Source organism: Flavivirga eckloniae (assembly GCF_002886045.1).
Classification (GTDB): Bacteria; Bacteroidota; Bacteroidia; order Flavobacteriales; family Flavobacteriaceae; genus Flavivirga; species Flavivirga eckloniae.
The window spans coordinates 5,627,599-5,652,935 of sequence record NZ_CP025791.1; the positions used below are offsets into that span (position 1 = coordinate 5,627,599).

Below are 25,337 nucleotides of genomic sequence, written 5' to 3' on the forward strand. Positions count from 1 at the left end.
AGATTACCATGGTCATACCTCCAATAACATTAGGTTTTATGAGATTACTTAATAACAGTTTAACCTCGTTTTTATTTCTGCATTTTAAAATAATAGTCCAGGGAATTTTTGCCAGAACCATAAATCAAGAAAAAGAGACAAACAAAGAAAGTCATAACAGCTAGAAACAAATTATTTTTATCCATTTCTCCTGCAAAGTTTATAACAATAGCACCAATTAAAATGGGGAGTTGCGCAATAATGGTCCATCTGGTAAGCAGTCCGCAAGCAATTAAAACCCCTCCAATAAAATGAGCAGGAGCAACATAATGAATAACAATCATACCACCGGCCAGATTCTGTATTGGCTTAAATAATTCCATCAACATGGCACTGTCTGCCATAAAACTAATGCCCTTAATAAATAAAAAGACACCAAGAGCAATACGTAGTAAATCAAGGGGTAAATACGTGTGCGCATTTGCCCACTTGTTAAGCGTTTTTATTCTTCCCATGATTGAAATATATTGGTTATCAATCTATAAGATACTGAATTTTCATGAGAAATGAAAAAATCTAAAAACCAATTATGGCGTTAAAACCGCTTTTTATATACAACGTCTTCTTCAAAATTATAAACACGCCAAACACCATTTTGCTCATCCCTGGTATATTTACCAGAGATTTTTAGTTTCCCGTTCTTATAATATTCGTTATAGTCTCCATGCTTTAGTCCATCTTTAAGTTCTACCGAAAATCTAACTTTTCCGTTAGCATATTTCTTAACAAATTCCTTTGCTGTTAAATCTGATGGGAAAATTTCAGGAATATTAAAAACAGTCTCTTTATTTAAGTTTTCCTCGGTGATTTCCATTATTTGCGGAAGAGTAGTTGTTTTTGTCGGTGCACTCGTATCTGCAAATGTGTATTTGGTTTTTACAATGTCAGGATCTTCATAATCGACAACTATTTTACTTTCAAAAAAGCCTTCATCTGGAGTTAGTTGAACCCCAATTTGTGGAAAACAAATAAAATAGTCTTTATTTGTTTTTAATTGTTTTTTGGTACTAGCGTCTACAAAATTATATGCGCTATTATACAAATAAGGCGCATTAATGTATGCAAAAACACTACACTTGCTATTGAACTTATCGTTAAAGTCGGTATAAGCTTCAAACGTGTCTAAGGTTTCTTTGTTGGTATAACTATTAACAATACTTTTTAAGGTATTGGGATGGTTGCTAAACACCACATAATCCTCAATTATGGTAAAGTAGGGTTTGTCGATCTCTTTAAATAAGTTACCTACGAGTAGCTTAAAAAAACCTTTAATAGACATAAAATTTATAGGGTAGCCTTTGTAATTAACCTCTTTAAATTTTACAGGGCTGCGTTTTCGTATTTGTTCCAAAATAAAGTCTAAATTTTCTTTAGCCTTTTCGGTGTCATTAGCTTTTAAAACTATAGCAACATCCTTTTTAGATTGAGATACGGTAGAATGGAGTTGGAGTAGTGCCACTTCATCATCTATCCAACTAAAAAAGTTTTCCTTTAAATCGATTTTTAAAAAGTTTTCAACCTTTTCTATACCGTCTAGATAGCTTTTAAATTGTTCTGGGTTTTCTTTTTGGATAGATTCAAAATTATTATGAAACTCGTTAAAGCTGCTAAACGAAAAACTCAAATAAACCGCTGTTTGTTTTGGTGCAATTTCACTTATGCTTCGTGCACCTTTTCCAGAACCTTGCAGTGCTTTTAAATAAGCGTTTGCATCATCTTTAGAGTTTGTAATACCATTTGCTACGATGGTGTTATCGTCCAAATCAAAACTAAAACCACTAAATTCTAAACTACTGCTTAGAGTTTTCCCAAGCGACCCTGAGTTATTTGAAAATACTTTAATAAAATCGTCTAAATATTCATATTGAAAATATAAACGGAACATATCGTTATACCCAACTGCACTGCTTACATCTATATAATTAAGGTTTCTTCCAATTACAGGCTCTGCATATTGATCGATAGAAGCTTCAACCAGTGTATGCGTATAAGACACTATCATCTGGTTTTGTATAAAGCTAATGTAAAGCGTTTTGCGGGTTTTTATATCCTCAATTTCTGTTATTTGATGTTCATGGTATTTACGCTTACTTACCTTAAAATCACTATTAACAATGGTGTTTAAATGATCTTTTAAGATATCGAGTTTGGCTATTTTTTGTAAGTCGATTATATAAAGAAAATCATATTTCCCTGGCGTGTAAATGTGGGAAGATATTAGTATTTCCCTATCTCCAAATCGTTTAAAAGTACTCTCTTCCTGTTTAAAAATAGTATCTAGTTTATTCAGACTTTCCGAAAGGTTGTTAAAATAAGCATTGGTATTTAAATGTTTCCAAATATCACTTTTGCTTATGGCATTCCAATTATCAATTGGCTTTTGGGTTTCTATGATGTAAACGGCGTCTTTAGGAACCAAATAAATAGATTTTATATTGTCGTTAGTATCAATATAAAATGTATAAACTAGATAAAGTGCATAACTAACGAGAAGTAGGCCTAGAATGGTTAAGATGTTCTTTTTTTTCATAATCTATTATAATTTGGGGAGGGCGAGATGTCGAAAATGTTTGGTTATACTTGTAATACGCCTAAGTTAAACTTTTTCTCTATAGGAGCATGATTAGCAGCTTCAATTCCCATACTAATCCAATTACGAGTATCTAAAGGATCGATGATGGCATCAGTCCAGATACGGGCAGCAGCATAGTATGGAGATACTTGATTATCGTATCGGTCTTTAATTTTATTGTATAGTTCGGCTTCTTTTTCGGGAGTAATTTTTTCACCCGATTTTTCTAAAGAAGCTTTCTCGATTTGTAGTAATACTTTGGCTGCCGAATTACCGCTCATTACGGCAAGTTCTGCACTTGGCCAAGCTACAATCAATCTAGGATCGTAAGCCTTGCCACACATGGCATAATTACCAGCACCATAACTATTTCCGATAACAATAGTAAACTTAGGCACTACAGAATTACTAACGGCATTCACCATCTTAGCCCCATCTTTAATAATACCGCCATGTTCACTTTTACTACCTACCATAAAACCTGTAACATCTTGTAAAAACACTAATGGAATTTTTTTCTGGTTACAATTTGCTATAAAGCGTGTAGCCTTGTCGGCACTATCGTTATAAATAACACCACCAAACTGCATTTCACCCTTTTTGGTTTTAACCAATTTACGCTGATTAGCAACAATACCAACGGCCCAACCATCTATTCTGGCGTAACAAGTTATAATGGTTTGTCCGTAACCAGCTTTATATTCGTCAAATTCAGAATCATCTACCAACCGCTTAATAATCTCATACATATCGTATTGATCGGCTCTCGATTTTGGTAAAATACCATAAATATCCTCAGGGTTTTCTAATGGCTTTTTTGAACCTGAGCGATTGAAACCAGCCTGATCATAATCCCCAATCTTATCAATAATATTTTTTATGGTATTTAAGGCGTCTTTATCATTTTTAGCTTTATAATCGGTTACACCCGAAATTTCGCAATGCGTAGTAGCACCCCCTAAAGTTTCATTATCGATAGTTTCGCCAATAGCTGCCTTTACCAAATAGCTACCGGCAAGAAATATACTTCCGGTTTTATCAACAATTAAAGCCTCATCGCTCATAATAGGTAAGTAGGCACCACCGGCCACACAGCTTCCCATAACAGCAGCAATTTGAGTAATTCCCATACTGCTCATAACGGCATTGTTTCTAAAGATACGTCCAAAGTGCTCCTTATCAGGAAAAATTTCATCCTGAAGCGGTAAATACACTCCGGCAGAATCCACTAAATATATAATAGGTAGTTTATTTTCAATAGCTATTTCCTGGGCGCGTAAATTCTTTTTCCCGGTTACAGGAAACCAAGCACCCGCTTTAACAGTAGCATCATTAGCAACAACTATACATTGCTTACCTTTAATGTAGCCAATCTTTATAACCACACCACCAGAAGGACAGCCACCGTGTTCTGCATACATATCTTCGCCTGCAAAAGCACCAATTTCAATTGATTTAGAATTAGTATCCAAAAGAAAATCAATACGCTCTCTAGCGGTCATTTTTCCCTTGGCATGAAGCTTTTCAATACGTTTTTTTCCACCGCCCAGACTAACCTTAACCAGGCGCTTGTTTAATTCAGAAAGTAAGAGTTTATTGTGATCTTCGTTTTTATTGAAGTTGATATCCATGTATAATTTAGTTTGTTGCTAATGTACAAAAGTTGACATTTCTGTGAAAATGGGAATTTTATTAATTTTACTACAATTTGTTAACAAAATCATAAATTTGTATTACATGGAAATATATTCCTAGGAAAATAAATATTTTTGTTCTATATTTGTACTATAAATATTTTAAGACTTATGAAAAACATTATATCATTTGCAGGAAGCAATAGCAAAAATTCAATAAATGTAAAATTAGCGGCCTATGCTTCAGGCTTGGTAGAAAATGCAAACGTTAATTTTTTAGATTTAAACGATTTCGAATTACCACTGTATGGTATGGATTACGAAATAGAACATGGTATTCCAGATAACGCACATAAATTTTTAGAAGCGATTAAATCATCAGACGGGATAGTATTATCTTTAGCGGAGCATAATGGAGCTTATTCAGCAGTATTTAAAAATCTGTTTGATTGGATGTCTAGAATTGAAGGAAAAACATTTTTTGGTAAGCCTATGTTACTAATGGCAACGTCACCAGGAGGTAGAGGAGGAGCTTCTGTTTTGAGTATATCGCAAGATAGATTCCCACGCCATGATGCTAATATTGTAGAAGTGTTTTCATTGCCGTCATTTGGTGATAATTTTGTAGAAGGTAAGATTGCAGATGAAGCATTAAATTCAGAATTGAAAGGTAAGGTGATTGCATTTCAAAAGGCACTGTAGCAAATTACAGAAAACTGAACACTGAGAATCGATTGCTAATAATAATTAGATTCTCGCGAAGACGCGAAGACGCAAAGGAAAACTGTAAACTGATCACTGATCACCGAATACTAAAAAATGGGAGATTTCTCTAAAGATATTAATTCAAAGTTTCCAAATAATAGGATTAAGGCTTTGTTGAACATTGTTTATACAGCAAGTTGGATAAATAGTTATCAAAACGATTTCTTTAAATCATATGGAATTTCTCCACAGCAATACAATATATTAAGAATACTAAATGGAGCTAAAGAACCTTTAAAAGTTCAGGTGATCAAGGATAGAATGTTAGAGCGTTCTCCTAATGCAACCAGATTAATGGATAAATTATGTGCTAAGGATTATATAGAAAGGTTGCCATCTGAGCATGACAGACGTGTTGTTAAAATTGTAATTACAGACGAAGGAAAAAAGCTATTAAAGGCTATACCAAATACAATTAATAAAGATTTAATAAAAAACTTAAGTGAAGAGGAAGCAGAACAATTAAGCAATTTGCTAGATAAAATGCGATAACCGTATTTTTTTGGATAAATAGTTTCCATGGAAAATAAAAATAATTTGTTATGAAGTTAAACACGATAAAATTAGTAGGGAGAAGCGATTTCGTAAATATGGGACCCATACAATTGAGGCAGCCATTACCAGGTCGAAATATAGATATGGTAGACCCTTTTATACTATTACACCATTACGGACCTTATGAGATTTCGGAAGAGAATAATCCTTTCGATTTAGGGCCACATCCACATCGCGGATTCGAACCCATTACCTTTTTAATTCAGGGCGAACAATTACACAGAGATTCCTTGGGAAACGAAAGTGTGGTTAAATCAGGTGATGTGCAATGGACAACTGCCGGAAGAGGTATTATTCACGCCGAAGCCCCAACAAAGGCATTTGTGCAAAAAGGCGGTGTGCTTGAAGGGATTCAATTGTGGTTGAATTTACCGGCAGAAAAGAAAATGATTCCGGCTAATTATCAGCATGAAAAAAATGAGAGTTTTAATGTTATCACATCTCAGGATGGAAAGGTTAACATTCAAGTTATTGCAGGTGAGTTAGAAAACAATTACGGAAGGATTAGAACACAAACTCCTGTAAACGCCTTTATGATTGATGTTGAAGCGGATGGCGAACATTTTGTTAAAGTGCCAGAAACACATCAGTCTATGTTGTATTTATTACACGGCGATGTTGTTGTTAACGATTCTGAAAACCTAAAAGATGATGAAAAGCAAATCATTCAGTTTAATCAAGATGGTGACGGTTTTTCTGTAAAAGGAAATAAAGCAAGCAAGCTATTATTCCTTTCTGGTGAGCCTTTTAATGAAGAAGTAACAACTTACGGTCCTTATGTTATGAACACCCAAACAGAAATCATGGAAGCCATGCGCGATTACCAGATGGGTAAAATGGGGTTTCTTCCTGCGAATTAAGTAATAAATGTCATTCCGGCCTACTTGAGCTGAGCGTAGCCGAAGCATAGGAGAAACCGCATAATCAAATTATTATAAGCTAGTATTATGCGATGTCTCAATCGTTCCTCATTTCGACATGACAAAAGGAGTATTAACCTAAATATTAAAAGAATAAATTCAATTAAAAAGATTCCCGTCTTCACGGGAATGATAAATATATTATGAAAACAATAATCCATAAATCAGACACCAGGGGATATGCCAATCATGGTTGGTTAAAATCACATCATACATTTAGTTTTGCAGGCTATCAAGATGCAGAACGCATGAACTTCGGAGCACTGCGTGTGCTTAACGACGATGTTGTAGAACCAGAAATGGGTTTTGGAACACATCCGCATAAAAACATGGAGATTATCTCTATTCCATTAAAAGGCGCACTATCGCACAAAGACAGCATGGGAAATAAACGTGCCATTGAAGTAGGAGAGATACAGGTAATGAGTGCTGGTACAGGTTTAACACATTCTGAGTTTAACGATAGTAAAACTGATGACGTTAACTTTTTGCAACTTTGGATCATACCAGAAGAAATGGGTGTGACGCCTAATTATGAGCAAAGAAAATTCGATACGTCAGCTCAAAAGAATAAACTACAAACAGTAGTAGCTCCAAAAGATAAGTTAGAAGGAGATGCGTTACCCATAAGTCAGCAAGCATATATTTACAGAACCGATTTAGAAGCAGGTAATTCTATATCGTTAACAGTTAAAAATGAAAACAATGGACTCTATATATTCGTGGTTGAAGGAAGTATTGCTGTAGAAGGAAACACACTGGAAAACCGAGACGCTGTAGGGGTATGGGGTACAGATGCAACCAAAATAACTTCGAATGAAAATTCTAAGGTTATTATTGTTGAAGTTCCAATGACATTTTAAGTCAGGTAACTAATTCAAAATAAATTAATAAAGCTGCCCTGAAAAGTGATTTATTATCATTTATTTAGGGCGGTTTTATATATTTATATATACCCGATTTTGCCAATTCACGACTTGATACAAGGCAATTTCAAAAAATATGCGATATTTGCGTTCTGATTAACCACCAAAATAGAAAAGATTATGGCAATGAATAAAAACACAGTGTTAGCATGGGCGACATGGATTATGATTTTTGTAGGATTCGGACTGATTGGTCTGGGAGCCTTTAGGTATGATGATGTAGCAGGATGGGGCTTTGCCGCTGTAGGCGTTGGTTTCTTTGCTAATGCATGGGTGTTTAATGCCTTAAAAGGAAGAGTTTAATAATCTCCTATTTCTAATTAGCGGTTTTTAATGTACCAAAAGTATAACGATCATAAATTAATAAACTAATAAATGAGTGACGATAAGAAAGTGATTTTCTCTATGTCTGGTTTAACCAAGACATTCCAAGGAGCAAATACACCAGTATTAAAAAATATTTATTTAAGCTTCTTCTATGGAGCTAAAATCGGAATTTTAGGTCTTAACGGTTCTGGTAAATCTACATTGTTAAAAATTATAGCGGGCGTAGATAAAAATTATCAAGGAGACGTAACCTTTTTACAAGATTATTCCGTTGGTTTTTTAGAGCAAGAACCAAAACTTGACGATAACAAAACCGTAATGGAAGTGGTACGAGAAGGCGCAGCCGAAACCGTAGCTATTCTTGACGAGTATAACAAGATTAACGATATGTTTGGTTTGGAAGAAGTGTATTCCGATCCGGACAAAATGGAGAAGCTTATGAACCGTCAGGCAGAGCTTCAAGACCAGATCGACGCTGCCAATGCATGGGAACTCGATACCAAACTGGAAATTGCCATGGATGCCTTGCGTACTCCCGATGGTGATAAGAAAATTAGTGTGCTTTCTGGAGGAGAAAAACGTCGTGTAGCCTTATGTCGTTTACTTTTACAAGAACCAGACGTATTATTATTAGATGAGCCTACCAACCATTTGGATGCCGAATCGGTACACTGGTTAGAGCATCACTTAGCACAATATAAAGGAACAGTAATCGCAGTAACACACGATAGATACTTTTTAGATAACGTAGCAGGCTGGATTTTAGAACTAGATAGAGGAGAAGGTATTCCGTGGAAAGGAAACTACTCATCTTGGTTAGATCAAAAATCAAAACGATTAGCACAAGAAAGTAAAACCGCTTCTAAACGTCAAAAAACCTTAGAACGCGAGCTAGAATGGGTAAGACAAGGCGCCAAAGGGCGTCAAACCAAGCAAAAAGCACGTTTAAAGAACTACGATAAGTTGATGAGTCAAGATCAAAAACAACTTGACGAAAAACTGGAAATATACATTCCTAACGGTCCACGATTAGGAACTAACGTTATTGAAGCTACAGGTGTTAGTAAAGGTTACGACGATAAATTGTTATACGACGATTTAAACTTCAATTTACCACAAGCTGGAATTGTTGGTGTTATTGGACCAAATGGAGCTGGTAAGACCACTATTTTTAGAATGATAATGGGAGAAGAAACTCCGGATAAGGGCGAGTTTAAAGTTGGTGAAACAGCTCAAATAGCTTATGTAGATCAAAGCCATTCTAACATAGATCCAGAAAAAACAATTTGGCAAAACTTCAGCGATGAGCAGGAGCTGGTTATGATGGGAGGAAAGCAAGTGAATTCACGAGCCTATCTAAGTCGTTTTAATTTCTCAGGAAACGAACAAAACAAAAAAGTAAAATTACTTTCTGGTGGGGAAAGAAACCGTTTGCACTTGGCTATGACATTGAAGGAAGAAGGCAATGTGTTGCTTTTGGATGAACCAACAAACGACCTTGATGTGAATACATTACGAGCTTTAGAAGAAGGTCTGGAAAACTTTGCGGGTTGTGCTGTAGTAATATCGCACGACAGATGGTTTTTAGATAGAATATGTACCCATATTTTGGCTTTCGAAGGTGATTCTCAGGTGTATTTCTTTGAAGGTAGCTTTAGTGATTATGAAGAAAACAAAAAGAAACGTCTTGGTGGTGATTTGATGCCAAAACGAATTAAGTATAAGAAATTGGTGCGGTAATTTAGCACGAAGAATAAAGAGCAAAGAATATAGAGAATAGAACATGATGAAGTCATCGACTCTATGCTCTATATTCTTTGCTCCCTTTTCTAAAGACTTAGAGTAAAAGTATTTAATCAACATTATTTGAAGAACAAAGAGGACAGAAACTACTACCTTAAAGCTTCCATTTTCTTAAAAACAATAACCTTATACATCGCACTTACGGGAACTTTTTTATCCTCAATTAATACATGTGTTCTGGTTGCTTTTGTAACTCTGTTTAAATTGGCAATGTATGATTTATGTGTACGTTGGAAATTTTCAGATAACAAAGAGGTCATATTAATGAGCGTTTCAGAGATAAGGTACATTCTTGAATCTGTAAAGATTTTTAAATAATTTCCAAAACTCTGAATATACAGAATGGATTTAAATGAAATATTAACAGGCATACCATCATGTTTTATTTGAAGCTCTTCGTTACCGGTATGTTCTTTAGTTTGTATGATGTTTGAAGCTGAAACTTTGTTTATTGCTTTTAAAAAACGTTCAATTTTTATGGGTTTCAATAAATAATCTAACACACCATAATTATAACTTTCCAACGCGTACTCAGAATAAGCCGTAGTTAATATAACTTTAGGAGGATTTATCATAGCACTCAAAATTTCAATGCCATTAAGCTCTGGCATTTCTATATCAAGAAAAATGAGATCAACGTCATTTTGTTGAGCAAAATTGATGAATTCAAGCGGGTTCCCGGTACTTAATACTAGTTCAAAATTGTCAATTTTAGAACAATAATCTTCTAACACTTTACGCGCCAGTACCTCATCGTCTATGATGCCAATTTTAATCATGAATTGTATTTTTTAGTATTTAAATGGTTAAGTCAATAGATAAATTTACACAATATGTTTTTTCCGTATCGTCAATTTCTAATACATGAGCATTAGGATATAATAAATTTAAACGTCTTTTTACATTTTCAAGCCCCATACCTTTTCTTTCAGACTCAGAAATCATAGAAGGTTTAGAGTTTATTACACAAAAATGAAGCGTGCTATTATTTATGGAGACGGTAATATCAATATTACTCTGTTCATTCGTAATTTGAGCGCCATGCTTAACTGCATTTTCAACAAAAGGGATTAGTAACATTGGGGCAATCCTTAAGTTTAACAAATCGCCTTCAATTAAAAACTCAATATCACACCGTTTACTAAGCCGTTTTTCTTCAAGTAATAAATAATTTTCTATAAACTCGAGCTCTTCTTTTAACAGAACAGTATCTTTTTTAGAACTTTCTAATTGATATCGCATTAGTTCTGAGAGTTGCATCACCAGATCGGGAGTTTCTGGTGATTGCTGCCTGGAGAGTGAAAAAATACTATTTAATGAGTTAAACAAAAAATGGGGATTTACTTGCTGTTTTAAATAGTTAAGCTCCATCTCTTTTTGTAATTTTTCTTTTTCACTTTTTTCTTTTTGGATGATCATACTTCTTCTTAAAAAGAAAGCAGCCATACCGGTTCCGGTCGTATAAATAAGAAAGAAAAACATTTTAGAAACGGTATTCCATCCGTGGACGTATCCCCTTATATAAGAACCAATAAAAATGATCCCAATTAGCAGTATGCCATATAAAAAGTAGTATCTCTTGTCTAAAACAAAAGGGATAAAAACAAAATGGTTGATCCAAATAATCACCATGATGATTATGGTATATTTAAGCCCATGCATGTAAAAGGAATATTCCGTATCAAAATTATCCTTGGCTGCCCACATACTTAATACTTCAAGTATAGCAACCAATAAAAAGGCTCCAACATTAAGTAGTATGGTATTTTTCAAAGACTTTTTAAACATAAATGCTTGTATTAGAAGGAGTGTAAAAATAATAGTTACAGATACGAATTTCCATAATTTTTTACAAAAGACATATATCAATGACGAAATAAGGTTGTCATTTAATTGTGGAGTATGTCCTGTTTATGGTATTAGACAAGGATTATGCTATACTTTTAATTAGCAGTTAGTTAAAACTGTTATGAAAGTATAACTAAAATAAAACTATAAATGATAAAAATGATGAAAAACACAGGGCTCTTACTTTTTACGCTTTTATTACTCTCCAATATTGGTTTTGCCCAACAAATTGATCCCGCACCAAAAGCTACAGTCGATCAAATCAAAGGTGCGTTTAGGGATGTTCCTGATCTGCAAAAAGCTTTTATCGATGCCTCACCAAAGGCTAGAAAAGATGGTATTCCTGTGGGGAAACTAGGTGCAGATGGGGGAGATAAAGCGATGATCCTTAAACTGGCACAAGAAATCGGTGATAGTCTACATGGAAAGTTTGATAGCTTTCTTATTGCTCACAAAGACAAACTGATTTTTGAATCTTATTATTCTCGCGGTCGTATCAATCTGCCTCACCCACAGGCCTCAGCCACTAAAGCCCATACTGGCCTGGCATTGGGCCGCGCTATTCAGTTGGGATATCTAACAATGGATGATCTCCACAAGCCCCTGATTAGCTTTTTAAAAGAACTCGATCCCACAAAATTTGTTGTAGGTGCGGAAAAAATCACACTGCATAAGGCACTTACTATGCGCTCTGGTATTCGGCTTAGTAAGGAGCAACGAGAAACATTTAAGAAAAACCCAGACTTGGTAAAAGGACAAAAAGAAGTACAAGCTTGGCTTACCCATAGCGAACCCATTACTTCTGCCACCCAAACATTTCAATATAGTGGCGATCCTGTATTGATCATGCAAGTGATTGATGCGGTGGTACCCGGATCAGCCAAAGACTTTATTAAAACTGAACTACTCGACAAAATGGGTATTACCAATTATATTTGGCCGACTGCTTTTAATGGTCTACCACATGCCGGAAGTCGCGCCAGGCTAACATCACGAGATATGATTAAAATTGGCACCTTAGCCAGAAACAATGGTAAATGGAATGGCAAACAGTTGATCCCTGAAGCCTATATCAATAAAGCTATCAGCAGGATTCTTTATACGGGGGATGAAGAAATACACTACGGAGGTAAAGATGTCTCTAAACAAGGCTATGGTTATTATTGGTGGAGTGCTAACTTAAAACATGGCGATAAGAGCTATTTTGCCGTATCTGCACAAGGGGGCTATGGTCAGTTTATCGTTTTGATCGAGGAGTTGGATTTGATGGTTGTATTTACGGGGCATGATAACGATACCAATTATTTGCAAATAATTGCGGAGCGAATTTTACCAGCTTTTGATCTAAACTCCAGCTCAGCTATGAGTAGTAATTAAGGAAGGGTTGAAGAATAGAATTTGCGTAGCTACATTTACAACGCCTGCTGAGAAGTGGGCGTTTTTATTTGTTATCATACATATGCCCCTCAGTAAAGTCTTTATAAGGTTCATCTTCATCGGGCATTTTTGTGTCTATTTTGTTTAGCCTCTCGTTTTCCTTTTTAAGTTTATAAGACTTTCTCACACCAAGAATTAGTAAAACTGAGAAAATTACAACTACAATAATTAATAACGTAACTATGTCAGATTGGTTCATAAAAAGACTGGTTATTAAATGTAAGTAGTTAACTACCATGGTTTTGTAATGCGACTTGGATTAATACTTCTTCAAATATAAGATATTTTATTTATAGCACAATTTAGTAAAAAATTGTGATAAAACGACAGAATAAACCTTCATTTTAGTAAGCATAAGTTTTTGTAATGCCGACTATCTTAGATAGAGGATGTTAATCAAAACATTGTGTTTTAAACAAAAAAACTCCGCTTTTAGCAACGTTTTTGTATTAGATTTGAGTATGAACGTAAATACTAAGTTTTTTGGAACTTAATAGAATACAACGAACGCTCCAGTATTAGTGAAATTGCTCATGAATTGGGAATGAGTAATTTACCACACTTTGCACAAGCTTTTAAAAAGCGGTTTGGAAAACTTCCTTCGGAATGTATGTCAAAACAAAGCCCATAATATGCTTTTAGGATGGGTAAAACTGTAACATAATTGTTTCTATGTCTACTAATCTGATATAAGTAATATAATTTAATGAAAATCTCAAAAAAGTAACCTTCGGTATACTTTTACCTATGGGTTTTTTACTAAATTGCTTATCTTAACATTTATAACTTAAAAACAATCTAACCTATGTCAGACGATTTTGATTTATTAGAAACTAATTCTAACGAAAAAACAGAGAAAGTAGATGTCAATTGGGGAAAAGCCATCGACACTATGAAATCTAAATTGTCCCAGGAAGATGATCCCGAAGTAAGGCAACGTATACTAAATGCCACTTTAGACGACGTGGTACATATGGCAGAAAAAGACAGAACGACACTTTTAGATGCTATTAAAGACCTAACGGACTATCAAGATGAAGTAGGGATTATTTTCGAAAAATTTTCATCACTTAACGCTACCGAACAAAAGGTAATCGACGATGCCCAAAAAGCTCTTGATCGAGCCAAAATTGAGCTCGAAGATGCCGAAGCAAAACCAGACACCTGGTGGAATAACCTATGGGGGCGAAAGAGCAAAATAAAAAAGGCTCAAGAAGAGCTTAAAGCAGCCGAAAAAACACGTGCTTCTGCCGATAACAAAGCAAAAGCTATGTTTCAGGAACGTATAGAAAGTGCAGATGTGCAAACGCTTTTAAGTGAATTATCATATAAATCGCAGGCAGCTGTTAGCAGATTAAAAAATCGTGAGATAGAGATTAAGGAAGTAGAAGATAAGCTGCAAGACGCTATTGTAGAAGCTACCAAAAATCATACAAAGGCTTTAGAAAAAAAGAAAGAAGTAGAAGCCAAATTGGAAGAACGTTATGCATTGCTAAAACAAGCGCGCCAAGAGCTTGAAGATATAGCCGATAAACAATCTGCAGATTATGCCCAAGCCGTTGGTAAAGTAACAAGTCTTGAGCAAAAAGTAGAAGAACTGGAAGGTTTAAAAAATGCATATACTACATTGGCAGCCAGTAAGGATAGCTTTGTTCATAAGCATAATTTAACCATTAAAGTATTAACCTCGTTACGTAGCAATTTACAAACACACCGTGCTAAATTAAAAAGTGATACCGAAGAGCGTTTAAAATATTATGATGGTTATGTTGTAGCTTTAAAAGCCAGAACAGATCAGGAGTTTGCCGCTATTTTAGAACACTTAGGAGTAAAAACCGATGAGCATATTGGAGAAACTTTAGCATCGATGCACACCGCAAGTGCCAAAGCGCGTCAGGAAATGATGGATAATATCCCAGTTCACGAAAAAGTGATGCAAGGTGTTTATAGCAGTTATGCAGAAGCTTTACAAGAAATTCGAGCTAAAGACACAGATATTCAAAAGAATTTTGCAGAGCGTTATGGTATCGATATGAAAGAGATTTTTGAAGATTACTATAAAGTCGATCCAAATAAAGCTTCTGAAGGTGATGATGGCGGTGAGCCAGAAGGAAAACCAAGACCAGAAGCCAGTGACGAAGATTTGTTGGGTTAACTGTCATTCCTGCTTAGGCAGGAATCTCATGAAAAGAAATTGTTAGTTCCGTAGTGGTGTTATTCTTACTTGATAAAAAGTCTGTATCACACACAGTAGCAAAGATTCTAGTGCTTTATATATACTGTTCACTGAATACTGCAACACGAAAACTATTTCACAAAGCCGTGAAGCCACAAACAAGATACTGTTTACTGAGTACTGAACACCGAATACCAAAATAGCAAACTATGATTCATGTTTTTCTCGCAAAGCTGCTAAGACGCAAAGAAGATACTGCTAACTGAGACAGAACACTGATTATTGAACACTTATTAAATGACCATCAACCACATTGTAACACCTTTAGATTCAGCAGTTCTAGATTCCAAAGAACAATATGTCTTCTATCATAAAATGATCGATTTTGCATTTAAGGAACTTGTAGTAGCAGTGCAACGACAAGGTATATGCAATAAGCAGGAGGTGCTTTTATTTAAGCAATATTGTGATTTGTTACTATACACCATTGAAGCCATGCGTGTAAAATATATGTACGATGAAGAAGATCATATGAAGATTGATTTAACCTATTCAGGGTTCCCCAATTATTTGGAGTTTAGGTATTTGTTTAACGATTTGGAGTTGCGAGATGAGTATTTGGGTAAACTCACACCGATAAACGATTTAAAAGAGGAGTTTTTAGATACGCTTTTGCGAAAGAAACAGCCAATAAAAAGAAGTAAACTGTTTCAAGCCGCTTCCATAGTTTATTATTCGTCAGTTAAAAAGGAGTATATCTTCAATCGTTTTGTACAAGGAAAAATAATTGATGCAGACAAAGAATTTGAAGGGGATTATCTTGTTAGTTGGGGATTTTTTGATGTAGCTCATAACCGACCATTTATCTGCTTTATGTACTTTAATTACGACGGCTCTAAAGTTGGTGAATATAGAGATGAGATTTATGAGGCACTAAAATCTACAGCCGATAGAAAGATGAATCTGGATACCATGGCTTATGCGATAGATAGAAAATTACCAAAAGTATTTCCAAAGCTAATAAGAAGAATTGATTTAGGGCCATTACACAATGTGTTTGCAAAAGATGAAAACAGTATAACACATGCTATTTTAGAGGGTATTGGGAAAAAAGAAATTCCCTTGGAATCTTATGCTTTTTCTCTGGAAATAGATGAAGTAGCCTCTGGTAGCGAATTTAAAGAAGGCGGATTTTTTTCGAAGCAGATATTGCAAAAGTGGAATGACGCATTTAAACGAAAATATGTGTTTGCTCCACACCGAATTATCCAATTATTACATAATAAAACCCCTGAGATTATGAACGATTTGGCGAAACAACCTATTGAATTGGCTGGATTGAAATGACGTATTTAGTGAGCAGTGTTCAGTCTCAGTTTGCAGTGTTTAGAGGGTGATGATTGAAATTTATAATGAAGAAAATAATTAGTAAGCTGTGTTCAATATTCTGAAGACAGTGAACAGTTGTAGATAAACAATAAGTAATTTAAAAACATTCAAGTTTATTATTAAGTAAATAACATATAATTATTTGTAAATAAAAGAATATGTAATCAAAAGTTTAAAGTAATAGTAATTAGTTTTTAGTGAACAGCTATAGGGATGAAAAAAGTAATTCGAAAACATAAAAACTTACTAGTATGTAAATTAAGTATACTTATCTGTAAATAAAAGTATAATACCCAAAACATATAAAGTATGAGTAAGTACTGTCTACCGAATACTGTTTACTACATATTGAACACTGAACACTAATAGTAAACGATATATAATATTTTAAAATAATTAAAGTCAGAGCATTAACAGCAACAGTAAGCACTGCAAACTGAGGCTGAACACTGACTACTAAAACAAAAATGGAACACAACTCAACATTCCCCATAAAACTAACCGAACTCGACATGCTGCGAGATGAAGCTTCTTCCTATTTAAAAAGTATACAATGGGAACAAGGGCAGCGTGCAAAAAACAGAGATAAAGATGCAAAGGACGAATCTATTTTACTGTATCTATCTCGGGCAAATAATGGTAGTAATGCGTTAGAAATCACTTCAGTATCAAAAACTATTCTGGCATTAAAAAAGCGGCTATTACCAGATTCTATAGCCATTCCTATTTACTTAAATCAAACACTTTATGCCGTTCAGGAAGGTATTACATTAGGTATTTGGATTAAAGATAGTTACTACGATGCATCGGGCTTATCGAGTTTAAACGAAAACAAAACAGCCTTAAACACCGACGGAAAACGGGAGTTTGAGAGCAAAATGCATACAGCCACAGCATTTATGCTATTTGCTATGGCATACAAAATATTAAATGACCTAAAGTCTTATGCATCTGATGATTTAAGCGTGATGAAACAGAAATTTGCAGGTATCCCAGAGGTATCTCTGTTATCGCCATTAAAAGGAATTTCATGCAGTTTGTTCTATTACGATAAGTATTTAGCGCATCCGGAGATTGTAAAATCCGATAAAGATGTTATAAACTTTACGGTGGTTTATTTTGAATCGCTAATTGACGAAATTCAGCAAAGAAAAAGTTCTTTAGAATACACCGAAACTATAGAAGATAGAACCTATAAACTGGAAAACTCCGAATTTGCTGTATCTGGTTGGAGCAATGTATTTCAAGGTGCAGCCAAAAGTGTTGAGTTCAATAAAATTAAGTTTGAACAAATTGTAGGGAATCGGGATGCCAAGCACTTTGCACGTCGTTTAACCGAACGTATGCTGAGTTACGATTTTACGGCTAAAAAGAACCCGTTTCAGGAATTAGGTGGTTTTATGCCGGTTTTCATGGGCTATGGTATACCGGGAACAGGAAAGAGTATGCTCATAGCAGCTATAGCAACACGGCTTAAGGAGCATTGCGATACTTTAGATATTCCGTTTTTATTTCACCCCATGCCAGATACGCTAATAAGTACTTTTCAGGGTGGTTCAGCAGAAAAAATGGTGGAGTGGATGAAACCATTGCAAGACCCTTCAAAATTAATTTTTGCACCTATTGATGATGCAGAAAACAACCTGCAGGAGCGAACAGCACAAGGCGTTTCGGCAGGTGTAAAAGAAGTTATAGGCGTGTTTTTACGTTATACAGAAGGTGCCTATGCAGTAAACTACGGAAACAGTTCCATAGGGTTATTTACCAACCTACCCGAAATGCTTGATAAAGCTGTGATTTCACGTGTTCAGGGACGATTCAAGATTGACGGAGCCAGAACAGAACACGATTTTTTAGATCAGGATCATTTATGGTGGCGTAAATTGGATGATACCATGCCGGATTTTGTAAACATGGAAGGACCTGAAAACTATAGCTATTTGCAAGATCAGGGATTGGCTAAAAACATGGGAGAAATTCTTAATGAGATTAAAAAACCAACCGAAGAGCGTGTACATGACATCTATGATAAAGTAGAAAAACAATTTAAAAGCAATCAGCACTTATTCTATGCGAACCTTTACAAAGACATGCAAGAAGCTTTTCCATTCTTTTCATCACGAGATGTTAGGAACATTCAAAGTGCCGTATCATTACGATTAACAGATTTTGATTTAGAAGAAGACTGGTTCGAAAACCCAGATATTTATTTTAAACAGGATTACGATACCAAGTATAACATGCTTCAGGAATTAATGCGTGCCAATATGAAAGGATTGGATTTTTCAGAGATCAGACGTCAGGAAGTGGTCCGTTATTTAGATAACGTAGCAACCATAGCAGACACCGATTTTAAGCGAAAAGTAGATGCCAGAGTAAATCAATTAAACATAGAAAGAGAAGCTAGAAGCAGTTTTGAAAATGACAACTAATCGTATAAAGAATATAGCAAGCAAGCTGCTTTCAGATAATTATTATATCCTCAAAAAGTTAACTTTCGATTATTTAATGAAAGATGGACGTTGGGTTACGCAAGCCAGAGAGGTTTATGATCGAGGAGACGGAGCTGGAATACTGCTTTATAATAAAGAGAAACAAACCGTTATCCTAACAAAACAGTTTAGGATGCCTACATATATGAATGATAATACAGATGGGTTTTTAGTTGAAATTTGTGCCGGTATGCTTGATAAAGATAACCCCAAAGCTTGTATTATAAGAGAAACCGAAGAAGAAGTAGGGTATAGAATAAAAGAAGTAAAAAAAGTATACGAAGCCTATTCATCACCTGGCGTAATGACCGAAAAGATGCATTTCTTTATTGGTGAATACACCGATGATATGAAAGTAAATAATGGTGGCGGATTAGATAGCGAACATGAAGACATTGAAGTATTGGAACTGCCTTTTAGAGAGGTGGTTGATATGCTATATAAAGGAGAAATTGTGGATACTAGGACTATTGTATTGTTGCAGTATGCTATAATTAATAGATTGATTGAATTAGAAGAGATAAGTCATTAGGTAAATGGCATAAGAAGATATGAGGTAAATAACACAGCTTTTACCTTTTCACTAATGCCTTTCATTTAAAATAAGAATGCAAAAATTAAAAGAAGCCAATTTATACAGAAGCGAACTCATTCCGGTTAGTGGAAAGCTGGTGGAACGTTATAACAAATGTCTGCTAAAACTTGGATTTACAGAAACAAAGTTAGAAACATTTCATATAGATGGTATTGGGTGGAGTCCGGAGATTGCAGAAGAAAAAAACGAAACACATTATTTAAACAATGGTGATGCCAATGCGCATGGCATTATAATTTCTCCCCTTCAAAAAGGAAAACCGGTGTATGTGCCTTTCCATACCTTCGATCGGGATATGATGCAATACGTTTTTAAGACTTACGAAGAAAAAATTAATGACATCACCAGAGATTCTGCCATTTGCCTGGATTTCGATCAAAAAATTGATGCTTTTTATGAACCTTTAGATGTGTTAAAATATAATACCATACACATTAATTTTCACTTGATGAATAATCTATATCATCAACAAAAAGAACAACTGGAGCTCATAAATAAGTTCAAAAAAGACCATAATTTTATAAATGAAAGTATTCATTTGGAATTATTGAATTCAGCTAAAACTTACGGAGACTTACGAGCAAGGGATTTAGAAATGCCAGCTATAGATTTTTCGGTGAGTTCTTTTTATACCAGAGCTTTTGGTGGGGTATACGTATTACGTGATTTTATAAGTCCAATATTGGTTTTTGAGGATGAAAACTCACATAAAGAAGCTATTAAAGATACGAATTATGAGGTGTTGATATATCATATTCATCAACCAGAATTAATGGCTAAATTGCGCGATCATATTATTATAGATTACGATTTGGAAGAAACAATAAAAACAGATCGTTACGAGCGTATTAAAAAATTCGAGATAACTCAATATCTGGAAAAACCAGAGCACCCTGTTAAAGATATTTTAGATAATCCTATTCTATATAAGAGGTATCTTAATAAATTAGATATTGAATCGCGTAAAAAGGTAATGAGTGTTGAACGTTATTTAGAAAAATTGGAAACAAGCAATCAATACAAAATAGCAGATATTGTAGATTCAAAATTGTTTGAAGCCTTACACAAACCACATTCTTCTTTAGAAGCAAAGCATCAGGATTTAATATGGAAACTGTTGGTAAACGTATCACCTAAAGATGTGTTATATTGGTACTGGTACGATAAAGAAGATTTTTACACTAGCTTTGAGTCATGGGATGATTCGCTTAAAGATTGGGTTATAGCAACGATTAGTAACAATATTGGGTAATTGTATACTAATTATATAAAGTATAATAATTAATAAGTTCCTTCCCTTTTTAAGGGAAGGTGGCTTTAATTCTCTTAAAGAATTAAAGACGGAAGGGAAAACCACCTCGTCTTTTGATTTTTTGGGAATCAAAAGCCACTCCTCCTTAAAAAGGAGGAGAGCGACTAAAATAATTAATGGATATATGAGTAAGAACTTCAGGCTTCCAACTCCTAACTTCGAGCTTCAAGCTTCAAGCATCTAACTCAATCCTTAAAACTCTAACAACATGGGACTAGAATTAATAATTTTCATAGCAGCAATCTTTTTCGGAGCTTTTCTATATTGGAGGGAATCTCGTGGTAATGGTCTGTATCGATTCTTTAATAAGGTTTTTAATTCGAAGGAACTACAAATGAAACCTACTGATAAAAAAGGTTTTGTGTATCAACAAACATTTTTAGTCCGATTGATTTTTATTGGGTTTCTGTTTTTAATAGGTATTGTTATCGTTCGTTTTTTAATTCCCATAGATCTTGCAACTATTTCAATATTTGCTTCCATGATTGTGGGTACATTGGCTGGTACTTATTTGGCTAACTTTGTATTTAAATCGGGTGAAGTTATAGAAGAAAAAAGTGATTCTTTAGAAGATATCGTACATGATACAATAGAAAAGGGAAAAGAGATCATTGATGATTTAAAAACAAAAGATGCTGACGTTGAAGAAGTAGAAGATGTTGAGGGAAAAAAGGAAGCACCTGAAGAGGAAAAAAAGAGTGCCAGAGAGCGTTTGAAGGATAAGGGGTATCTTAAGTGAGCAGTTGACAGTCGCAGTGTTTAGTCTCAGTTATTTGCAAATAAAATGAAGATTGTGAACTAAAATGTCATGCTGAGCTTGTCGAAGCATCTTTATATTGAAACTAAAAGAACAAACAGATTACCACATCACACTAAAAGTGTAATTTGTAATAACCATAAGAAAATATGATCAAAAATTACTGGAACAGGGGGAAACGTCAAAAGATTAGAGTAATAATTATTGGTTTAATCTTACTCATCTTATTATTCATTTTACGAGACGATTATCAACCAGCATTGTTATTCGTTAGAAAATTCATTTTCATCATTTTACTAAGCACCATTGCTTTGTTTTTTGGATTACGTAAATTCAGGAGATCTGCAAGCACTGGAGCTCGTATAGGTATTCTAGGATTATTAATTGGTTTCTTTGCAATCTTATATGTTGTTGGTTGGCACTTTAGGATGTATGATTATATGAAAACCTATAATGTGTTTAATAATCTAAACAGGGTTCAGATTAACGAACTGCCCTTAACACAAAACGAAAGAATACAGCCCTTAAGAAATGTGTTTTCTATGGCAAACGAAAGTGTTGGAGAAACTAAGGATGTTTCTTTGCCGCATTTGGTAAGAGTAGGAGATGAGAACAAATGGACTATGGCTATTCAACCCACAGAGAAATATGTGTGGCAAGGTATAACAGATAATACAGAAGAAGTGTTTTCGGTATCCAGTACCACGCCGTTTCCAAGGTTTTCCAGTGAGAATAGAATTCCAGTAACCTTTTCCATAGGCGAGTCTTTAAAGTTTAGTAGAAACACCTATAACGCCGTAGTACAGCGTTTCAATTTCTTTCAATTATTCACCATGGAGCCCAGTGATACCTATTATATGAAAAATGATACAGGGCAATGGGTAGAAGTGGTTAGTTTAATTAAATGGAAAGGTTTTTTGTTTCCCTATCCAACCTTTGGAGGGGTGATGGTTATTGATAATGGCGAACACGATTTTGGTGATTATATTGAACGTATTTTAATAGGTAAAGGCACTTATATAAGACCGGAAGAGATGCAGAATCATCCATATCTCACACGACAAAATACACTGGCAGAAAGTATATCGCGTTTACAAGCCGAGTCATTAAAGTTTTTAGGTGGGTTTAGCGATCCGTTGCCGTGGAATATGGAAACTGCTGTGAAAATACCTGATTTGCCAGACGATCAAAATGAGCAACCGTTTGTAACAGACTTTGATTTTTCCGATACGAATTCTGATGCATATAGTGGGTTGTACCACTGGTTTGGTTTAGAGCCGGTAGGGGATGAGCGTACCAGTTTAACCTTTAGCGTTTTTATACCAGCAGATGGTACCGATAAGATTTATTATTACGACCATGCATCTAAAAAACAAGGGTATGCAGGGGTTTCTGCCATGCCTTTAAAGGTGATTGAATCTCGTAAGGAGTTTGACTGGTCGGTAAATAAACCAGTTGAGTTTAGACCGTATATAAAAGATATTGCGGGTAGAAAGCGTATGTTCTTTTTAGGCACAATATCTGCCGTAAGAGAAGGTTCCGATAAATTTGATGGTTCTGCTACCCCGGATTTAGCATTGATTGATAGCGAATATAGAGATGTAGTTTGGATTGATGTAAAACATCCAAGCCAATGGAATAAAACAGTTTACGACCAGTTGAATGAAGCGTGGAGAGCCAGTGAAGGTATTGGGTATTATTTTGTAGAAGAGACAAAAGAGATTGATATAGTTGAAACTGTAAAAGATTCTATCAAGGTAATTTCTGATGATGAGATACTAAAACAAACTTCGACTACGCTCAGTACAAGAATTCAGGATAATAAAAATACTGCAGAAATTGAAAGATTGCAGAAACAAATTGATTCATTAAAAGCTATTAATTAAAGGTATGTTTGGAGGTGCGGGACATCAACTTTTTAAAGAGATAGCTAATAGGCGCAGAGATCGAAAAGATAAAGCCAGTAGTAAGTTTGATAAAAAGAAACTACTCAACAAAAGACATGGAAAAAAGCTTGAATTTAATTCTCCAAACTTAAGAACGTCAGAACTTGAAAGGTTAAAAGCAGGCATAAGGAGTAACCTTAAAAAAGACAGATTAAAAGATTATTTATTGTTCTTCATTCTTTTTTTGATTCTCTTTAGTTCATTTTATTATTTTATGAATTAATTCAATTTATTATTAAGAGAAAATAAAAAACCGTTTAAATTTTTATTTAAACGGCTTTCTCATTATTTATGGATTACTATATTATTTTACAAACGTATTTGTATATATGTTAGTCTCGTTATTCTCAGTTTCTTCAAACTTTAATACCAATGTTGTTGAATTAAGCGTAATTATTTCATAAGTCTTAGTAAGAGCTATTTCTATATCAGAAGTTATAATATTACCATCAATAGTGTATGTATCACTAAATGTATTAGCCGTTGCACATGGAGCAGTTCCTTCTTCATGAGATGCGTAAGATATCTGTGTATCAGTAAAAGTAAGTGTATCTAATAAATCGCATTCTGTTAGTGTTTCGGCAACACCATCCTGAGTTCCTTCAGTCCATTTCCATGTCCCAATGATTAATTCTGCATTGCTTTTTGCTGGCGAATCATCATCACTATTACATGAAAAAGTTAAACAAGCTGTAATAATTGTTAGTAATGTAAGTTTTAAGGTTTTCATTTTTTATTTGGGGTTTAAATTTCTACAAATAAAAGAAATAAGATTCTAACAGTAACAATCAAAAAGTGTTTAATCGCATTTTTATGTTCTTAATCGATGTTTTTAATTTTGGAAATTAATATTAAAATCAACTCGAGCTAAATTTTGAATATTAAAGAAAGGCTCAAAACACCAATTCCATTTTAATATCACTTCGTTTATAAGGTGTGTCAATCTCCAAAGGTTTTTCAATAAATCCATATTTTCTGTAGATATAAATGGCATTCTCTAGCTTAGTATTAGAATAGAGAACTAGTTTAGGTAATCCCATTCCTTTGGCATAATCAATACAATGCTGCATGAGTTGTTGCCCAATTTTATGACCCCGATGCTTGGGGGAAACAGCCATTTTTGTTAATTCAAAAAGACCATTATTGCCAATAGGCATTAAAGCGACCGTTCCAACTATTTGATCATTTAGTTTTGCAAAAAAGATATGGCCTCCTTTATCTATGATATATTGTTCTGGTTTACTTAAAACTTCTTCATCGTAAGGCTCTACATAAAAGAATATTTTTAACCATTCCACATTTAGTTCATAGAAATATTTAGCATATTGTTTATCAAAAGAAATAATTTCTAGTGCTTTTGTTGTATTCATTTTTACATTATTTATAATAGTACTACTAAAACTTTTAGTGTTAAGTTTGTTTTCTAAAATATTTAAATGTTCTATTAAAGAAGAAGAACTCTCTAAAGTATATTCCTTAATAACTTTATCAATACTTTTCCAGATGGGTTTTAACTTTAATAGTATCTGATTTCCCTTTTCTGATAAGGAAATAATTTTTTTTCGTTTATCTAATTTATCTGATTGGTAGATAATTAAACCTTTGTCGTTTAGTTTATTAATGGCTTGAGTTATTGCAGGTTGTGTAAACTGTAAAGCGTTTTGTATTTCAGAATTTGTTACCCCGTTTTTATTAACTATTATTTTAAATATAGGGAATAGATAGGGGTCGAAATCTACATTAAAATGATCGTAAACCACTTGAGTTTCTTTCATCATGTATTCACTCACTCTTTTAAGTCTCGAACCTAGTCCTAATTCTCCATAACCTCTTAATGCATCCAT

23 protein-coding genes are annotated in these 25,337 nt (G+C 34.4%); 15 read left to right on the top strand and 8 right to left on the bottom strand.

All coding sequences use genetic code 11. From position 1 onward, the window contains the following. Window positions 1-71: 71 nt before the first annotated feature. From C1H87_RS23070 to C1H87_RS23080, 3 genes are all read right to left on the bottom strand, one after another. On the bottom strand, window positions 72-494 hold the full coding sequence (locus C1H87_RS23070) for a DoxX family protein (protein WP_102758085.1): 423 nt from the start codon (window positions 492-494) through the stop codon (window positions 72-74). Between the two features lie 80 nt (window positions 495-574). Then, window positions 575-2,569, bottom strand: coding sequence for a DUF3352 domain-containing protein (locus tag C1H87_RS23075; protein ID WP_102758086.1), 1,995 nt, complete (start codon window positions 2,567-2,569; stop codon window positions 575-577). 44 nt (window positions 2,570-2,613) lie between these two features. Beyond that, entirely contained in the window at window positions 2,614-4,242 is a 1,629-nt protein-coding gene (locus tag C1H87_RS23080; protein ID WP_102758087.1) for an acyl-CoA carboxylase subunit beta, read from the bottom strand. A 174-nt stretch (window positions 4,243-4,416) separates the two neighbouring features. Here C1H87_RS23080 and C1H87_RS23085 point away from each other — a divergent pair, with 174 nt between their 5' ends. The 6 genes from C1H87_RS23085 to ettA all read left to right on the top strand — a co-directional run bounded on the left by C1H87_RS23085 (window position 4,417) and on the right by ettA (window position 9,478). Further along, complete coding sequence (locus C1H87_RS23085) at window positions 4,417-4,947, top strand: NADPH-dependent FMN reductase (protein WP_102758088.1); 531 nt, start codon at window positions 4,417-4,419, stop codon at window positions 4,945-4,947. 117 nt (window positions 4,948-5,064) lie between these two features. Continuing rightward, window positions 5,065-5,502 carry a MarR family winged helix-turn-helix transcriptional regulator gene (locus C1H87_RS23090; protein WP_102758089.1) on the top strand — a complete coding sequence of 146 codons (438 nt, stop codon included), beginning with the start codon at window positions 5,065-5,067 and terminating at the stop codon, window positions 5,500-5,502. A 50-nt stretch (window positions 5,503-5,552) separates the two neighbouring features. Next, a complete protein-coding gene (locus tag C1H87_RS23095; RefSeq protein ID WP_102758090.1) occupies window positions 5,553-6,425 on the top strand; it encodes a pirin family protein in 873 nt (290 codons plus the stop codon). 203 nt (window positions 6,426-6,628) lie between these two features. Then, on the top strand, window positions 6,629-7,348 hold the full coding sequence (locus C1H87_RS23100; protein WP_102758091.1) for a pirin family protein: 720 nt from the start codon (window positions 6,629-6,631) through the stop codon (window positions 7,346-7,348). A 183-nt stretch (window positions 7,349-7,531) separates the two neighbouring features. Continuing rightward, complete coding sequence (locus C1H87_RS23105; protein WP_102758092.1) at window positions 7,532-7,714, top strand: CAL67264 family membrane protein; 183 nt, start codon at window positions 7,532-7,534, stop codon at window positions 7,712-7,714. A gap of 72 nt (window positions 7,715-7,786) precedes the next feature. Then, window positions 7,787-9,478 carry an energy-dependent translational throttle protein EttA gene (ettA, locus tag C1H87_RS23110; RefSeq protein ID WP_102758093.1) on the top strand — a complete coding sequence of 564 codons (1,692 nt, stop codon included), beginning with the start codon at window positions 7,787-7,789 and terminating at the stop codon, window positions 9,476-9,478. A 152-nt stretch (window positions 9,479-9,630) separates the two neighbouring features. Here the strand turns inward: ettA and C1H87_RS23115 are convergent, their stop codons facing one another. Together C1H87_RS23115 and C1H87_RS23120 are read right to left on the bottom strand one after the other, a co-directional pair. Then, complete coding sequence (locus tag C1H87_RS23115) at window positions 9,631-10,320, bottom strand: LytR/AlgR family response regulator transcription factor (protein WP_102758094.1); 690 nt, start codon at window positions 10,318-10,320, stop codon at window positions 9,631-9,633. 19 nt (window positions 10,321-10,339) lie between these two features. Next, window positions 10,340-11,314, bottom strand: a complete 975-nt coding sequence (locus C1H87_RS23120) for a sensor histidine kinase (RefSeq protein WP_158655343.1) — start codon at window positions 11,312-11,314, stop codon at window positions 10,340-10,342. Between the two features lie 234 nt (window positions 11,315-11,548). Between C1H87_RS23120 and C1H87_RS23125 the strand changes: the two genes are divergently transcribed. After that, on the top strand, window positions 11,549-12,766 hold the full coding sequence (locus C1H87_RS23125; protein WP_199769319.1) for a serine hydrolase domain-containing protein: 1,218 nt from the start codon (window positions 11,549-11,551) through the stop codon (window positions 12,764-12,766). 64 nt (window positions 12,767-12,830) lie between these two features. Here the strand turns inward: C1H87_RS23125 and C1H87_RS23130 are convergent, their stop codons facing one another. After that, window positions 12,831-13,025, bottom strand: a complete 195-nt coding sequence (locus C1H87_RS23130) for a hypothetical protein (protein ID WP_233783266.1) — start codon at window positions 13,023-13,025, stop codon at window positions 12,831-12,833. A gap of 294 nt (window positions 13,026-13,319) precedes the next feature. Here C1H87_RS23130 and C1H87_RS23790 point away from each other — a divergent pair, with 294 nt between their 5' ends. From C1H87_RS23790 to C1H87_RS23170, 8 genes are all read left to right on the top strand, one after another. Continuing rightward, window positions 13,320-13,457: an AraC family transcriptional regulator gene (locus tag C1H87_RS23790; RefSeq protein WP_102758098.1), complete on the top strand. Its 138-nt coding sequence runs from the start codon at window positions 13,320-13,322 to the stop codon at window positions 13,455-13,457. A gap of 174 nt (window positions 13,458-13,631) precedes the next feature. Next, on the top strand, window positions 13,632-14,981 hold the full coding sequence (locus C1H87_RS23140; protein ID WP_102758099.1) for a microtubule-binding protein: 1,350 nt from the start codon (window positions 13,632-13,634) through the stop codon (window positions 14,979-14,981). Between the two features lie 318 nt (window positions 14,982-15,299). Beyond that, window positions 15,300-16,349, top strand: a complete 1,050-nt coding sequence (locus C1H87_RS23145) for a hypothetical protein (RefSeq protein ID WP_102758100.1) — start codon at window positions 15,300-15,302, stop codon at window positions 16,347-16,349. A gap of 509 nt (window positions 16,350-16,858) precedes the next feature. Beyond that, a complete protein-coding gene (locus C1H87_RS23150; protein WP_102758101.1) occupies window positions 16,859-18,823 on the top strand; it encodes an AAA family ATPase in 1,965 nt (654 codons plus the stop codon). Continuing rightward, window positions 18,813-19,415 carry an NUDIX domain-containing protein gene (locus C1H87_RS23155; RefSeq protein WP_102758102.1) on the top strand — a complete coding sequence of 201 codons (603 nt, stop codon included), beginning with the start codon at window positions 18,813-18,815 and terminating at the stop codon, window positions 19,413-19,415. The genes C1H87_RS23150 and C1H87_RS23155 overlap by 11 nt, the downstream gene beginning before the upstream one ends. Before the next feature lie 76 nt (window positions 19,416-19,491). Next, entirely contained in the window at window positions 19,492-20,730 is a 1,239-nt protein-coding gene (locus C1H87_RS23160; protein ID WP_102758103.1) for a DUF6638 family protein, read from the top strand. Window positions 20,731-20,998: 268 nt separating this feature from the next. Further along, window positions 20,999-21,529, top strand: coding sequence for a hypothetical protein (locus C1H87_RS23165; protein ID WP_102758104.1), 531 nt, complete (start codon window positions 20,999-21,001; stop codon window positions 21,527-21,529). A 167-nt stretch (window positions 21,530-21,696) separates the two neighbouring features. Beyond that, window positions 21,697-23,433 carry a hypothetical protein gene (locus C1H87_RS23170; protein WP_102758105.1) on the top strand — a complete coding sequence of 579 codons (1,737 nt, stop codon included), beginning with the start codon at window positions 21,697-21,699 and terminating at the stop codon, window positions 23,431-23,433. A 364-nt stretch (window positions 23,434-23,797) separates the two neighbouring features. Here the strand turns inward: C1H87_RS23170 and C1H87_RS23180 are convergent, their stop codons facing one another. Further along, window positions 23,798-24,223, bottom strand: a complete 426-nt coding sequence (locus C1H87_RS23180) for a lipocalin-like domain-containing protein (protein ID WP_102758107.1) — start codon at window positions 24,221-24,223, stop codon at window positions 23,798-23,800. Window positions 24,224-24,386: 163 nt separating this feature from the next. Beyond that, window positions 24,387-25,337, bottom strand: coding sequence for a bifunctional helix-turn-helix transcriptional regulator/GNAT family N-acetyltransferase (locus C1H87_RS23700; protein WP_158655344.1), 951 nt, complete (start codon window positions 25,335-25,337; stop codon window positions 24,387-24,389).